Below are 14,422 nucleotides of genomic sequence, written 5' to 3'. Positions count from 1 at the left end.
AGGCGGAGCCGTCAGATTTACAGTCTGATCCCTTTGGCCACTCGGGAACCCCTCCTCAATTGCGGCCGCCATAGTAGTCAGAAACCTTTTTCATGTAAAGCCCGATTTTAAAAAAAGGGCTAAAGTTCGTGGTCATTTGGTCGATTAACTAACAACGAGTTGTTTTGTTGATGTTTTTTTATGCGCACTGATGTTTCCTTAATCAATGAACTGCAATTGGGCGAACGGCTTAATCTGGCTGTTGAGTCCCATCGCCGGGGGGAGTTTGCCCTGCTTTTGGCGTTGCTGTCTCAGGATGTGCGCGATTGGCCCCAGTTTCACCTGCATGACGATGTTGAAAAGGACGCTGTCCTGCGGCAGCAATTTGATCTGCCTGCGCCTCAACCTTTGGTTGGGGACTTGAGTCAAGAACCTTCCCCGGTAGACAACAGTTATCATTTTATCAGTGAGGGTGAGCGCAGCTTTCAGCTGGCCCAGGCCTTGATGCCCGAACCTTTGGTTATCAGAGGAAAGAGAGATAGCGGAATGCAGGAGGCGCTGGATAACTGCGATTGGCACACAAGGCTGCGCATGGAAGGTGTCTTGAACCAACCCAAGGTGGCATTGATGGAGTTTGTTGACCAACTCTCCGAGCAGCGCAGGTTGGCCGGTCTTTATCAAACTGCGTGAGTCTTGCCTCAGTCTGGGTCTTGTCTATGTCGTAGAATGGTGAATGCCTATCAGCATCGGAGACATATAGATGAAGAGTATTGAACAGGCTCAGGCCGCCAATGTGCAGGACACTTGTGCCGAGTGTGGCAGCTATGTGGATATAGGGACAGTGGTCGAAGAAGGAGACACCTTGCTTTCGTTGACTTTTCAAGGTGAGTCGGCAGTGGCCGATGCCGAGGCGCTAAAGCAATTGGCCAAAGGCCGCTTCGCCGATGTCAAGGCTGAGCTCTGCAACGATGAGCAGGCTGTTACCCTGGCGCTGACTTTTTCCTGTAGTGCCGAGAAAATGATTTTTCAGTTGGAAAACGGCTTGGCATAAGTGACTTAAGTAAATGGTCAAAGGTGGCCTGATCCGAAAGCTTGTGAGGCCGGCCATGGCAGGGTAAATGTAAGAAAGTATGAGTTATCTTGCTGGATATTATGTAAAAGTGTAATCTCGCGCAGAGAAGTGATAACAGGCCCGCGCATTCGGCGCGGGTTTCTTTAAGCCCGAAAGGGAACCTGAGGACATGTGTGAAGCGACGTAGGTATCAGCGATTGCTGGAGTTGTTGACCAACTCGGTTGCCAAGCAGCAGGGCGATTTCGCCAAGACAGCTGAACTGGCTACTGAGCTCTTGTGTCAGTACCTTGATGTGCAACACGCCAGTGTCTGGTCCTGGTCCAGGGATCAACATGTGCAGTTTGAAGTTGCCCGCTTTGGCTCAGGGCGACCTATTCAGACGCCCAGACCGCAACACCTCAGTCAAATACCCGCCTATATAGATCAACTCAAACAAAGACGCCACATTGACGCCAATGACGCGCTAGCGGATTGGCGGATGAGCGAGCTTGCCGAGGTCTACTTTAACGCCAACGGTATTGCCAGTGCCCTGGATATCGCTATCAGGATCAATGGCCACATTGAAGGCGTATTGAGCCTGGAGCGAACCATTGCCGGCGAACTCTGGAGCGATTTGGAGATCCATCTGGCATCGCAAGTCGCTGATCAACTGGCGCTGACTCTGGCGACCTATGATGCCTACCGTAAAGATGAACTACTGACGCTGTTTCAGTCGGCCGCGGAGCAGTCGGCCCAGGTCACCATGCTAATCAATCTGCACACAGAAGCGATTGAATACATCAACAGCGCCCATGAACAGATCACCGGTATCCCGAAAGAAAAAATGCTTGGTGCCAGCCTGAAGCAATTGGCCTTTTTTCATCAGCAACCCAAACAGGCTGAAATGACCCTGGCCAAAGTGCTGCGCGGTGAAGTGGCGACCGGTGAAGTGATGCTCAATCGTGAGCAGGGCCAGGAATACTGGCTCAGATATCATGCCAGTCAATTTATCACTCAGCGCGGTAACCATTATGTCTTGGTCTCCAGCGAAGATTGTACCGAGCAGCATAATTATCAGGCCGAACTTGAGCGCTTGGCCTGGCGTTGCAGCCTGACCGGACTATACAACCGCACCCATTTCAATCGTTTACTCGATAGAACCTATAGCGGGCAGTTGCTGTTGATCGATTTGATTGGTTTTAAACGCTTCAATGATACCTATGGGCATGAACAGGGTGATGCCTTGCTGATTGAAGTGGCCCGCCGTTTGAAACATTTTGCCTCTCTTTATCCCGGCTGCAATATTGCCAGGGTAGGCAGTGATGAGTTTGCCCTCCTGCTCGATGATAACAACGAGCTTGATATCGATGTTTGCTGTCATCGCCTCTATCAACAATTGTGCAATCCCATCAATATCGGCCGTGAGCAAGTGGATCCCAAGCCGGCACTGGCGGCGGTGGACATTGCCGAAGTCGCCGAATTGGTAGCGCCGCTGACTTGTGCCGATATTGCGCTGCAATACGCCAAGAAGAAGCAGGGTACGGCAATCCAGTTTTTCAACAGCGCGTTGCTCAAGGCGTTCAAGGATGACGCCCAGATAGAAAGAGATCTGCACGCCGCCATTCGGGGCAGACAGTTTGAACTTTATTATCAGCCGCTTAAAGATTTGCAAAGCTGTAGTTACATAGGTGCCGAAGCACTGATCCGCTGGCACCATCCCAAGCGGGGAGTACTGTATCCCGGCGCCTTTATCGATATTGCCGAACAGTCTGGGCTTATCAATGCCATAGGTACCTGGGTGTTGGAGGCCGCCTGTCGCCAGCTTAATTTGTGGCAGCACCACAATATTAATATCGCCATGCATGTGAACGTGTCGGCGCGGCAGTTTTTCGGCAGCAATCTCTATGAGCAGGTGTGGCAACTGCTCAATCGTTACCGCTTGAAGCCAGGTACGCTTATTCTGGAGATCACCGAAACCGAGTTGATGGAAGATATACGCTATGCCACCAATCTATGCCAGGAGTTGGCAGATTTGGGGGTAGGGCTTGCCATTGATGATTTCGGTACGGGTTACAGTTCAATGCGCTATTTGAAACAGTTTCCCATCAGCAAGCTCAAGATAGACAGGTCTTTTATCTCAGATCTCAATATTAGCCGTGAGAGTCGCGAAATCGTCAGTGCGATTATCGCCATGGCCAAGGCGCTGAATATCTCTCTGACAGCAGAAGGAGTTGAAACCGCCGAGCAGGAACGTTTTCTCACATCCTGCATGTGTCATCAGGCCCAAGGGTTCCTGTACAGCCCGGCACTCAGAGAAGCTGAATTCAGCGCTTTCTTGCAGCAGAGTCAACCGCTGTTGTTGCACTGATTAGCTATCCCAAGCTCACTCTGGCCAACTTGGGGCCGAACTTAAATAACTCCTAGCTAAATCCGTTTCAGACAGCAGTGTTTGAACTTGTGACCGCTGTTGCAAATGCAGGGTTCATTGCGTTTGGGATAGCTGACGGCGAACTGCTTGCCCTCGGTGTAAAACCAGTTGCCGGCCTCAAGTATAAATTTCGATTCTTCAAAAATAGCGTCCAACTGGCCATCGGCCAAATACCAGGCCTTGAAAGTGACTCTGGCCTGGGTTTGCCCCGGAGTCAAAGGTTCCCGCTCGACAATCTGCAGTCCCAGCCACTGGGTCTTTGGCATTTGGGCTAGGATTTGCGTCGTGAGTCCCTGACGATAGTCCTGGTGATGGGTATCGATAAGATAGTCAAACTCCTGTTTGACAAAGGCGGCATAGCGGGAGCGCATCAACTGCTCTGGAGTAGCAGCTGTGTGCTGCTTAGTGTGCAGCGGCTGACAGCATTCGCAGTAGGGGAGCTTGGAGTGGCAAGGGCAAAGGGTATTGGTTGGCATCGGGATTTTCTGTTTCAATCTCTGTTTCAATCGTGAATGGTAAAAAGGCGCCGGCATCCCGGCTTGAGTTTCGCTCATAATAGCGCTTTGACGGCAGCCTTGCATTGAAAAGCGGCTATATTGCTAGGCCTTGGAAGCTTTGGTTAGTGGATGATGAAAATCATTACCAGATTGAGCATCAAAACACTGAACGCAAGCCCTATGGCAAATTGGATAAGGCGTCCTTTGGCAGGTAAAGCTTCTATCAGCTGCAGCGGGTAGTCAAAGAAAATGGCCAGATAAAGCAGGCTTCGTAAGGGATAGGCCGTACCAGAGAGCCGGTACTCCCGGCCGTTTTTCAGCTTAACTGTCACGGCGTGAGCTCGTTTGCGCTCAAGCTGATGATTGTCATGATAGCCCACCCAGTGGAACACCAGACTCGCAATATCCTCTTTGGCGACAGCGGTCGTTGCTCCCGTGAGATATTGAGGCAGGAGAATACGGGTTTGGTTTATCCTTATCTGCCGCTCGTCTTTGGCACTGCTTTTCACGCCTAACTGAGTCAGTATCCGGCCTTTGCGTACCTGGATATATATCAAAAACCAGATGACGCTACAGGCAGGGAGCAACAGCAACTGAACCTTTCCCATAAAAGGTGCCAGCAGAGTGGCCAGCACAATAACGGGAACTAGGCTCAAAAGCAGCGGCAGCTCTTTTCTCCAGGGCAAAGTAAAAAAGCTCAAAGAGATGGGCAAAGTGATTTCGCTCACCAAATCCAGGTTAGCGTATTTGCCGGTAAAGGTGCGATCGAACCATTTGCAATCGTTCAATAAGGCTTTGAGCGTCATCTGACTCATAATTCCTTTTATTTGTCGTGAACTTCAGCAAGAGAAGTGAACAAGGTAATCCGTCATTGTAATTGCAGCAAAAACGATAGCGCTCTTATATCCGTAGGGCACACTCTCAAGTACTGTCAACTACTTGGCATGAACGATTTCAATTTCAACACTGGGTGGGAGATCGCTGGCAGGGGGCACGGGGGCAAACTGCTCGCCATAATACAGGTTAGGTTGGGGTTTGGCGTTGAAATAATGCTCAGGCTCGGCGCGGTTGCTGGTATCAACATCCACTAACCAGTTACCTTTTTTATCTTTATGGCTGACGATAACGATTTTACCGGCAAACTCGCTCATGGGTTCTTCAGTATCTTTTGGCGGGTGAAAACGCACCAGATAATAGCCTATGTCAGTGGCGCTCTTTCCGTGTGCCTGACGCTGAACAACCCTAAAATCCACATCTATCCTGGCTTGTTTATGGCGAATTCGGTCAAAGAACTTTTGATACAGTTTGAGTACGTTTTCACGCCCCTGAACTATGGCAAGGCTTTGCTGTTCAGGAATATAAGTGGCATCCTCGGCGTATATATCCTCCAAGGGAGCTGAGTCGAGTTCATTAAATGCCCGGTTGAACATGACATAGACACGATTAAGGGCTGCTTGGTCTTTATCCTGCAATTCGGCGGCCTTGAGGGGCTGAAGCACAGAAATCAGGCAAAAGAACAATAGGGTCAGGAATTTCATTAAAATCATCTAAGCAGGCTCATCTGACCTCACTATAATAGAAGCCCCTTGGTAACAGAAGATTGATTTCTTTACAAAGTGTGTAAACCTCGTCATAAGTTGGAGGAGTCGCATCATGAAAGCAGATGATCTGACACTTTTTATGCAAGAAATGGCCGATGTGGTGCCGCTCAAGCAACAAACCCAGGCCCAGACCAGAGCGAAACCTCTTTCCAGCGAGTCAAAACAGGCACGCAAAGCCGCCGCCGAGGCCCATGAGTACCTGCAGCGCCTGACCTTGGATTTAGCGCTGATCCCCAGAGTGAAACCCGATGATATGCTCAGCTACAAGCAGCAGGGTATCCAGGAGGCGGTATTCAAGAATTTACGTCTCGGCAAATACAAGATAGCCGCCGAGCTGGATATTCATGCCATGTCGGTGCGCCAAGCCAGAGATTATCTGCTCGGTTTCATTCAAGCTCAGGTGGCTTTGGGCCACCGCTGCGTGCTGGTGATCCATGGCAAAGGGCAGAATCGTAAGCCGTTTCCTGGGCTTATCAAGTCCTGTGTCAACTTCTGGTTGTCGCAGATGGATGAAGTGCAAGCGTTTCACAGCGCTCAGCGCGAACATGGCGGCTATGGGGCCCTCTATGTGATGTTGCCTAAATCAGAAGCCAAACGGCTTGAATCCCGCGAGACCAACCACAAAGGAGCAGGCTTTCGCTGAGCTGTCTTTAACGGCGGTTTACAGGCCTTGCAAGAGGCCGAGATTTAGTTTGACATAAGTGTAACCAATGTTTAATTTAAACGAGTGTTTTAAATTAACTAAGGTCACGGAATGGCAAGTCGATCTGATACCAAGACAAGAATTCTCGATGCCGCGGAGAAGCTGTTTGCCGAGCGGGGGTTTTCAGAAACCTCCCTCAGGCTTATCACCAGCAAAGCAGAAGTGAATCTTGCATCTGTAAACTACCATTTTGGTTCCAAAAAAGAGCTCATCCGCGCGGTTTTGGCACGTTACCTGGACGTGTTTATGCCGTCGGCGTCCAACGCCATCAATGAGCTTATCGGCCGGGATAAACAAGCTTCTTTGGATGCCATTTTTTCCTCCCTGGTGGGACCGCTGCTTGAACTCAACAAAGTCCGCAACGAAGGAACCAGTATCTTCCTGCAACTGCTCGGTCGCGGTTACATCGAAAGCCAGGGGCACTTGCGCTGGTTTATTACCACCCACTATGGTGAGCATCTGGATCAGTTTGTTCAGGCTGTGTCCGGCAGTGCACCTCACATTCCGCCGGCAGAGATGTTCTGGCGCTTGCACTTTACCCTGGGAACCATAGTTTTCACCATGGCCTCGGCCGATGCGCTCAATGAGATAGCCGAAGCCGACTTTGGTGAACATAATGATATAGAGGCGGTCATCCGCAAGGTGATCCCCTACATGGCCGCCGGTGTGGCTGTGCCGCTGGTTTCTCAAGCAGAATAAAGGTCTGGTTATGAGTATTATCCTTCTAATAATTGTTGCCCTGATAGCGCTGTTCTTCGTGCGCAATATACGCCTGCAGTTCGTGACACGGCCGGTATTGGCCTTCTTTCGTAAGGTGTTACCGCCGCTTTCTGATACAGAGCGTGAAGCGATGGAGGCCGGTGATGTCTGGTGGGAAGCCGAGCTGTTTCGTGGTAAACCCAACTGGGAAAGCCTGCACGCCTATGGCAAGCCGGCACTGAGCGCTGAAGAGAAAGACTTTATCGACCATCAGGTGATGACGGCGCTAAAGATGATTGATGACTATGACATAGTCAACAACCGCAAGGACTTACCGCCTGAGCTGTGGGAGTACTTCAAGAAAGAAGGCTTCTTTGCGCTGATCATCCCCAAAAAATACGGTGGCCGTGAGTTTTCTGCCTATGCCAACTCCACCATAGTCAGTAAGTTGGCGAGCCGCAGTGTCAGCGCCGCCGTGACTGTGATGGTACCCAACTCACTCGGCCCGGGTGAGCTGTTGACTCACTATGGTACCAAGGAGCAGAAAGAGCATTGGTTGCCGGCCTTGGCCAAAGGGGAAGAGATCCCTTGTTTCGCCCTGACCGGCCCCGAAGCCGGCTCAGATGCCGGTGCCATTCCCGATGAAGGGCTAGTCTGCCGCGGTGAGTTCCAGGGCGAGGAAACTCTGGGGCTGAAGCTGAGCTGGAACAAGCGTTACATCACGCTGGCACCTGTGGCCACTGTGCTGGGGCTGGCATTTCAGATGCGTGACCCAGACGGGCTGTTGGGGGACAAGGTTAACTTGGGGATCACCTGCGCCCTGATCCCAACCGATCATCCCGGCGTGAAAATTGGTCGCCGTCACAATCCGCTCAATATGGCCTTTATGAATGGTACCACTCAAGGGGAAGAGGTATTTATTCCGCTGGATTGGATCATAGGTGGCCCGCAATACGCCGGCCGCGGCTGGCGTATGCTGGTGGAGTGTCTCTCTGCCGGACGTGGCATTTCACTGCCGGCGCTGGCGACGGCGTCAGGGCATATGGCGACCAAGACGACAACCGCCTACAGCTACGTGCGTAAACAGTTTGGCATGGCCATAGGTCAGTTTGAAGGGGTTCAGGAAGCGCTGGCAAGGATCATCGCCAACACCTATCAGCTGGAAGCGGCCCGTCGTCTGACAACCACAGGCATAGATCTCAAGGTTAAACCGTCTGTGGTGACCGCGATTGCCAAATATCACATGACAGAGCTTGGCCGTCAGGTGATGAACGATGCCATGGATATTCAGTCCGGCAAGGGTATTCAGATGGGGCCAAAAAACTATCTGGCTCATGGCTATATGGCCAACCCTATCTCCATCACAGTGGAAGGGGCCAACATCCTGACCCGTAGTTTGATGATCTTCGGTCAGGGCGCGACCCGCTGTCATCCTTATGTGCTGGCCGAGATGGAAGCTGCCGGCATGGAAGACAACAGTGAAGCGCTGGAGCGTTTCGACTCCTTGCTGATGGGCCACATAGGTTATGCGCTGCGTAATGCCTTCGGCTCATTGGGCAATGCTCTCAGCCGTAGCTATTTTGAGCGTTCACCCGTGAGTGGCGATACTCGCGACTATTACAAGCAGATGGCCCGTCTGTCCAAGGCGCTGGCGCTGGTGACTGACTTGTCGATGCTTATCTTGGGCGGCGATCTCAAGCGCAAGGAGATGATTTCGGCCAGACTCGGTGATGTGCTCAGTCAGCTGTATCTGGGCTCGGCCACATTGAAACTGTTTGAAGACAATGGCCGCCAGTTTGACGATCTGCCGATAGTCAAACATGTGATGGATACCCGATTGCAACTGGCTGCCAAGGCGCTTGAGCAGGCGATAGCCAACTTCCCCAATCGTCCGGTTGCCTGGGTCATGCGTGTGCTGGTATTCCCACTGGGGAACCACTTCAACGGCCCGAAAGACAGTCAGTCCATTGAGCTGGTCAAGAGCATGCTTAAACCGGGTCCGGCCCGTGACAGGCTGACCTTCCTCTGTCCTGAGTTTGACGGCGACACCAGTGGTATTGCCGAGGTGGAAGCGGCATTCAAGGCTCAATATCAGTGCCGTGAACTGCACGGCAAACTGAGAAAGGCACAAAAAGATTGCCGTTTGCCTGCCAAACTGGCGCCTTTATCTCTGTATCAGGCGGCGTTGGACGCTGAGGTTATCAGTAAAGCCGAGTATGAGCAGTTGCTTGAGGCCGATAAGCTGCGGTTGGCGGCAATCAATGTCGATGATTTTGAAACTCTGTAATTGAGATTGATTGGTATGTGAATTTCAGTTTGGTAAGCCTGTCCCAGGCGGGCTTAGCTCTGATGTAAACTTAGCTCTGATGTAAACAAAATCACCAAGCCTGAAACAGAACAAAAGCAGTAGAAATAAAAAAGGTACGCCGAGGCGTACCTTTTCTGTTTTGTTATCAGCTTAGCGCTATTGGCAAGCCATTAGGCTACGATCAACACCTTGCAGGTATTGGTGCCACCTACGGTTTCCATGGCATCACCCTTGGTCATGAGCACCATGTCACCACTCTCCAGATACCCCTTGGCCTTGAGGCTTTCAAGGGCCTTTTTCGCCAGCTCATCGGCGGCATAAACGGTGGAGTCAAACTCGACCGGATAGACACCACGATAGAGCGCCATCTTGGCCAAAGTGGGCTGATGACGGGCGAGGGCGAAGATAGGCAGCGCCGAGCTTATCCGTGACATCAACTTGGGCGTTGCACCGGATTCGGTCAGGGCGATAATCGCCTTCACACCTTGCATATGGTTGGCGGCATACATGGTAGACAGCGCTATGGTTTCTTCTATGGAGCTGAAGCTTTCATCCAGACGGTGCTTGGATACCCGCACACTGGGATGTGCTTCGGCGCCGAGACAAACCCTGGCCATGGCCTGAACCGTTTCTTCCGGATAATCCCCGGCAGCGGTCTCGGCAGAGAGCATCACTGCGTCTGTACCATCGAGTACGGCGTTGGCCACGTCCATGACTTCTGCGCGGGTAGGCATAGGACTGCTGATCATAGACTCCATCATCTGGGTCGCGGTGATCACCACCTTGTTGAGCTGACGCGAGCGGCTGATCAGTTTCTTCTGCACGGCAACCAGAGCCGGATCGCCGATTTCTACCCCCAGGTCACCGCGGGCAACCATGACGGCATCGGAGGCGAGGATCACATCGTCCATCGCTTCATCGGAAGCCACGGCTTCGGCGCGCTCTACCTTGGATACTATCAGGGCATTGCTGCCGGCCTTTTGCGCCAGTTCGCGGGCATAGTTAAGATCGGCGCCGCTGCGTGGGAAGGATACCGCCAGGTAGTCGACCTGAATTTGTGCCGCAGTGACAATGTCCTGCTTGTCTTTATCTGTCAGCGCCGCGGCAGATAGACCACCGCCTTTCTTGTTGATCCCCTTGTTGTTGGACAGGGGACCGGCAACTGTCACGCTGGTATGTACCTTACGGCCTTCTACCTTTTCGACTTTCAGTTGTACCCGGCCATCGTCCAGCATCAGGATATCACCGACAACCACATCGTCCGGCAGTTCCTTGTAATCGATACCCACCTGAGTTTCATCACCTTCGCCTTTACCCAATTCGGCATCCAGAATGAATGGCTGGCCGAGCTTGAGTTGGACTTTCTTATTGTCCTTGAAGGTGGAAACACGGATTTTCGGACCCTGGAGATCGCCGAGGATGGCAACGTGTACACCAAGCTCTTTCGCAATACTGCGGGCCTGGCTGGCGCGTTTGAGGTGATCTTCGGGGGAACCGTGGGAGAAGTTGAGGCGAACAACGTTGGCACCTGCTGCTATGATACGACGCAGGTTATCATCACGATCTGTGGCTGGGCCCAGCGTGGTAACGATCTTGGTTCTGCGGAACATAATATACTCCGTTTAAGTTTTAAAAAAATCTTACGCTATATTAACAGACATCGGCTCAATATGTAGGAAACTTACAGACAAAATGATCTAACTCAAAGTTTTATTTTTGTGAGTTACGGCTAATTTTAGGCGGGGCATGGGCAGTTGCCAATTTTGGTAACTGCCCTGGAGCTTACGGGAAAGGGGATTACAGCGGCTCGCTCTTATCGATGCGGGATTCTTTCAATACCTCTTTGACCCGCTTGAGACTTTCCCTGAAGCGTGGACCCCGGCGTAGCGTAAATCCGGTCGCCAGCACATCAATAATCACCAACTGAGCCAAACGTGACGCCATAGGCAGGTACATATCAGTGTCCTCCGGCACCTCCATGGTAACCGGCAGGGTACATTCCTGCGACAGCGGCGAGTGGCGCGCTGTTATACCAATCACGGCAGCGCCGTTTTCTCTGGCCAATCTTGCTATATCGATCAAAGACTTGGTGCGGCCTGTGTGGGAAATCAGCACCACTACATCGCCTTCATCACTATTGATACAGCTCATGCGTTGCATCAACACATCATCGAAACATAAAACCGGTACATTAAAGCGGAAGAACTTGTTCTGGGCATCGTGTGCTACTGAGGCTGAGGCGCCAAGACCGAAGAAAGAGATCTTTTTCGCTTGAGTCAGTATGTCTACCGCCTTGTTGATGGCCGTGGTATCTATGCTCTGGCGTGCTGTATCCAGAGAAGCCATGGAAGATTCGAAGATCTTGGTGGTGTAAGACTCGGGTGTATCATCTTCCTCAACGTGACGACTGACGTAAGGGGTACCATTCGCGAGACTTTGGGCCAGATGTAATTTAAAATCCGGGAAACCTTTGGTATCCAAACGACGACAGAAGCGGTTGACTGTAGGCTCGCTGACATCCGCCATCTTGGCCAGAGTTGCTATGCTTGAGTGAATAGCTGTCTGGGGAGATGCCAGGATAACTTCGGCTACTTTGCGTTCTGACTTGCTGAAATGGGGGAGGTTTTTTTGAACCTTTTCTAGGGTATTCATACGCGTACGTCCGCTGGGTTGAAATTATGTAATTTTATTATTTCTTTGAGGCATGAGCACTACAAAGTAGGGTGCAAACCAATCTTGACGTAAGTCCTGTATATACCGGAATGAAAACAGGCTAACTTCCGAGATAAGAAGGTTTTAAGCAAGAAAAGCATACCAGATTATTGCCAAACCTGCCTAGACTGGCCTCATGGCTTTATTTGCAAATTATAGATGCATTTAATAAATACTGTTGTTATATTACAACAAAAGTGTGGAATTCTTCATCGCATAGCGGAACCACCACCGACAAAAGGAGAGCATTAAGCAATGGGCAAAACAACATCAGAGGCCAAAGCTTGTGATTTTGTACTCTTTGGTACCAAGGGCGACTTGGCAAGGCGCAAATTGTTGCCTTCGCTCTACCAGCTGGATAAGGCCGGCCTGCTCAATCGGGACACTAAGGTCATAGGTGTTGCCAAAGACGAATTCTCTGCCGAAGATTTTCGCGAACTGGTTAAAACAGCCCTGAGCACCTTTGTTAAAGAACCCCTGTGCGACACCACGCTTTCCCGCTTCCTCGAACGTTGCCATTATGTCGGCACCAATTTTACCGAATCTGAAGGATACAAAGCCTTCCACCAATTGCTCGAGCCTGCAAAGCGGGTGATGGTCAACTATTTTGCTACGCCTCCAGCCATCTTCGGTGATATCTGCCGTTGCCTGCATGAACAACAACTGATCCATCCCGATACCCGGGTGGTGCTGGAAAAGCCCATAGGCTCAGATCTGCAGTCATCCAGAGTGATTAACGATCAGGTTTCTGCCTACTTCAGTGAGAGTCAGGTCTATCGTATCGACCATTATCTGGGTAAAGAAACAGTACAGAACCTGATTGCTTTGCGTTTTGCCAATTCACTGTTTGCCTCCAAGTGGGATAACCGCACCATAGATCATGTACAGATCACAGTGGCCGAAGAGGTGGGCATTGAAGGGCGCTGGGGCTATTTCGACAAAGCCGGCCAGATGCGAGACATGATCCAGAACCACCTGTTGCAGGTGCTGACCTTGATTGCCATGGACCCACCTGTGAACCTGGATGCCGATAGCATTCGTGATGAGAAGGTGAAGGTGCTCAAGTCGCTGCGTCCCATCAATCAGGACAATGTATTTGAAAACACTGTGCGCGGCCAGTATTCGGCCGGGTTCCTCAAAGGATCGCCGGTTCCCGGTTATCTGGAGGAAGAGGGCGCCAACGTGGATTCCAACACAGAGACCTTTGTCGCCTTGCGTGTCGATATCGACAACTGGCGCTGGGCCGGGGTGCCTTTCTATCTGCGCAGCGGTAAACGTATGCCGTTCAAGAGTTCTGAAATTGTCATCTATTTCAAGAATCCACCCCATAACCTGTATCGTTCAAGCCATCGTAATCTGCCGCCCAATAAGCTGACCATTCGTCTGCAACCACATGAAGGGGTAGAGATCCAGATGATGAACAAGGTGCCCGGGCTTGAGCAAAAACAGCGATTGCAAACCACCAAGCTGGATTTGAGCTTCTCAGACACCTTCAAGAACGAACGTATCGCCGATGCTTATGAACGTTTGTTGCTCGAAGCCATGCTGGGTAATCAGGCATTGTTTGTGCGCCGCGACGAAGTGGAGCAGGCCTGGACCTGGGTAGATGGCATTATTCAATCCTGGGAGATGAGCAACGAAAAGCCCAAGCCTTATCCTGCCGGTACCTGGGGGCCTGTGGCCTCAGTGGCCTTGATCACCAAAGACGGCCGCTCCTGGGATGAATAAGGAGATAGCATGATTAAAGAAACCGTATTCAAATCGTTCGATAACCCAACTGCGCTGGAAGCCCAGTTGGCCGAGCGTATTGCCGGCGCGCTGCAAAACGCGATAGATAGCCGCGGCAAGGCCAGCCTGGTGGTTTCCGGTGGTTCGACGCCGCTGAAACTGTTTGCCGAGCTCAGCCACAAGATGATCGACTGGAGTGATGTTTACATTACGCTCGCCGACGAGCGCTGGGTGGATGCCGAAGACAAGGACTCCAACGAGCGCCTGGTGCGCGAGCATCTACTGCAAAATCGCGCCGCCAGCGCCAAGTTTCGTGGCCTGAAGAATATGTTTGCCAGCCCGGAAGCGGGTTTGAGTATGGCCACAGAGCAGTTGGCCAACTTCCCGCGGCCTTTCGATGTGGTAGTGCTGGGAATGGGCAATGATGGTCATACCTGCTCCTGGTTTCCCTGCGCCCCCGAAGCGCAACTGACCGAGGCGCTGGAAACCGATGCACTGCTGTGCGCCGTGCATCCGGGCAATGCGCCTCACGCCAGGATCAGCCTGAGCCGTAAAGCCGTGCTCGGCAGCCGCCAGATCTATCTGCATCTGGTCGGCGAAACCAAACTTTCCGTATATCACCAAGCTCTCGAGAGTGACGATCCCAGGGAAATGCCGATCCGCGCCGTGTTGGCGCAGCGCAAGACCCCGGTCGATGTGTTCTGGAGCGCTTAAG

Annotated in this window: 13 protein-coding genes; 8 read left to right on the top strand and 5 right to left on the bottom strand. The window is 51.7% G+C overall.

Features of this window, described 5'->3' with window-relative positions; translation table 11 throughout:
- Positions 1 to 180 precede the first annotated feature (180 nt).
- The 3 genes from ON072_RS04715 to ON072_RS04705 all read left to right on the top strand — a co-directional run bounded on the left by ON072_RS04715 (position 181) and on the right by ON072_RS04705 (position 3,399).
- Entirely contained in the window at positions 181 to 669 is a 489-nt protein-coding gene (locus ON072_RS04715) for a VC2046/SO_2500 family protein (RefSeq protein ID WP_144224284.1), read from the top strand.
- 70 nt (positions 670 to 739) lie between these two features.
- Entirely contained in the window at positions 740 to 1,030 is a 291-nt protein-coding gene (locus tag ON072_RS04710; protein WP_144224282.1) for a DUF406 family protein, read from the top strand.
- Positions 1,031 to 1,224: 194 nt separating this feature from the next.
- Complete coding sequence (locus ON072_RS04705; RefSeq protein ID WP_028781500.1) at positions 1,225 to 3,399, top strand: putative bifunctional diguanylate cyclase/phosphodiesterase; 2,175 nt, start codon at positions 1,225 to 1,227, stop codon at positions 3,397 to 3,399.
- A gap of 56 nt (positions 3,400 to 3,455) precedes the next feature.
- Here the strand turns inward: ON072_RS04705 and ON072_RS04700 are convergent, their stop codons facing one another.
- From ON072_RS04700 to ON072_RS04690, 3 genes are all read right to left on the bottom strand, one after another.
- Positions 3,456 to 3,935, bottom strand: a complete 480-nt coding sequence (locus ON072_RS04700) for a YchJ family protein (RefSeq protein ID WP_025010240.1) — start codon at positions 3,933 to 3,935, stop codon at positions 3,456 to 3,458.
- A 143-nt stretch (positions 3,936 to 4,078) separates the two neighbouring features.
- Positions 4,079 to 4,771: a hypothetical protein gene (locus ON072_RS04695; RefSeq protein WP_144224279.1), complete on the bottom strand. Its 693-nt coding sequence runs from the start codon at positions 4,769 to 4,771 to the stop codon at positions 4,079 to 4,081.
- 120 nt (positions 4,772 to 4,891) lie between these two features.
- Complete coding sequence (locus ON072_RS04690) at positions 4,892 to 5,494, bottom strand: YybH family protein (protein WP_025010242.1); 603 nt, start codon at positions 5,492 to 5,494, stop codon at positions 4,892 to 4,894.
- A gap of 115 nt (positions 5,495 to 5,609) precedes the next feature.
- On the opposite strand from ON072_RS04690, the gene smrA reads away from it, so the two are divergent.
- From smrA to ON072_RS04675, 3 genes are all read left to right on the top strand, one after another.
- Positions 5,610 to 6,200 carry a DNA endonuclease SmrA gene (gene smrA / locus ON072_RS04685; protein ID WP_025010243.1) on the top strand — a complete coding sequence of 197 codons (591 nt, stop codon included), beginning with the start codon at positions 5,610 to 5,612 and terminating at the stop codon, positions 6,198 to 6,200.
- A 111-nt stretch (positions 6,201 to 6,311) separates the two neighbouring features.
- Positions 6,312 to 6,959 carry a TetR/AcrR family transcriptional regulator gene (locus ON072_RS04680; protein WP_025010244.1) on the top strand — a complete coding sequence of 216 codons (648 nt, stop codon included), beginning with the start codon at positions 6,312 to 6,314 and terminating at the stop codon, positions 6,957 to 6,959.
- Between the two features lie 10 nt (positions 6,960 to 6,969).
- Positions 6,970 to 9,246, top strand: coding sequence for an acyl-CoA dehydrogenase (locus ON072_RS04675; RefSeq protein WP_274625980.1), 2,277 nt, complete (start codon positions 6,970 to 6,972; stop codon positions 9,244 to 9,246).
- Between the two features lie 191 nt (positions 9,247 to 9,437).
- Here the strand turns inward: ON072_RS04675 and pyk are convergent, their stop codons facing one another.
- On the bottom strand, positions 9,438 to 10,877 hold the full coding sequence (pyk, locus tag ON072_RS04670; RefSeq protein WP_025889941.1) for a pyruvate kinase: 1,440 nt from the start codon (positions 10,875 to 10,877) through the stop codon (positions 9,438 to 9,440).
- A 187-nt stretch (positions 10,878 to 11,064) separates the two neighbouring features.
- Positions 11,065 to 11,919 (bottom strand): MurR/RpiR family transcriptional regulator, encoded by an 855-nt coding sequence (locus ON072_RS04665; RefSeq protein ID WP_028781506.1) that lies wholly within the window; start codon positions 11,917 to 11,919, stop codon positions 11,065 to 11,067.
- Between the two features lie 315 nt (positions 11,920 to 12,234).
- Here ON072_RS04665 and zwf point away from each other — a divergent pair, with 315 nt between their 5' ends.
- Positions 12,235 to 13,707, top strand: a complete 1,473-nt coding sequence (gene zwf / locus ON072_RS04660) for a glucose-6-phosphate dehydrogenase (protein WP_025010246.1) — start codon at positions 12,235 to 12,237, stop codon at positions 13,705 to 13,707.
- Positions 13,708 to 13,716: 9 nt separating this feature from the next.
- Positions 13,717 to 14,421 carry a 6-phosphogluconolactonase gene (gene pgl, locus ON072_RS04655; protein ID WP_044734564.1) on the top strand — a complete coding sequence of 235 codons (705 nt, stop codon included), beginning with the start codon at positions 13,717 to 13,719 and terminating at the stop codon, positions 14,419 to 14,421.
- The last annotated feature ends 1 nt before the right edge of the window (position 14,422 follow it).

This window comes from Shewanella sp. K8 (assembly GCF_028823715.1).
Classification (GTDB): Bacteria; Pseudomonadota; Gammaproteobacteria; order Enterobacterales; family Shewanellaceae; genus Shewanella; species Shewanella algae.
Note: the sequence above shows the minus strand (reverse complement) of the source record. Positions and strands in the feature narration are given on the sequence as shown.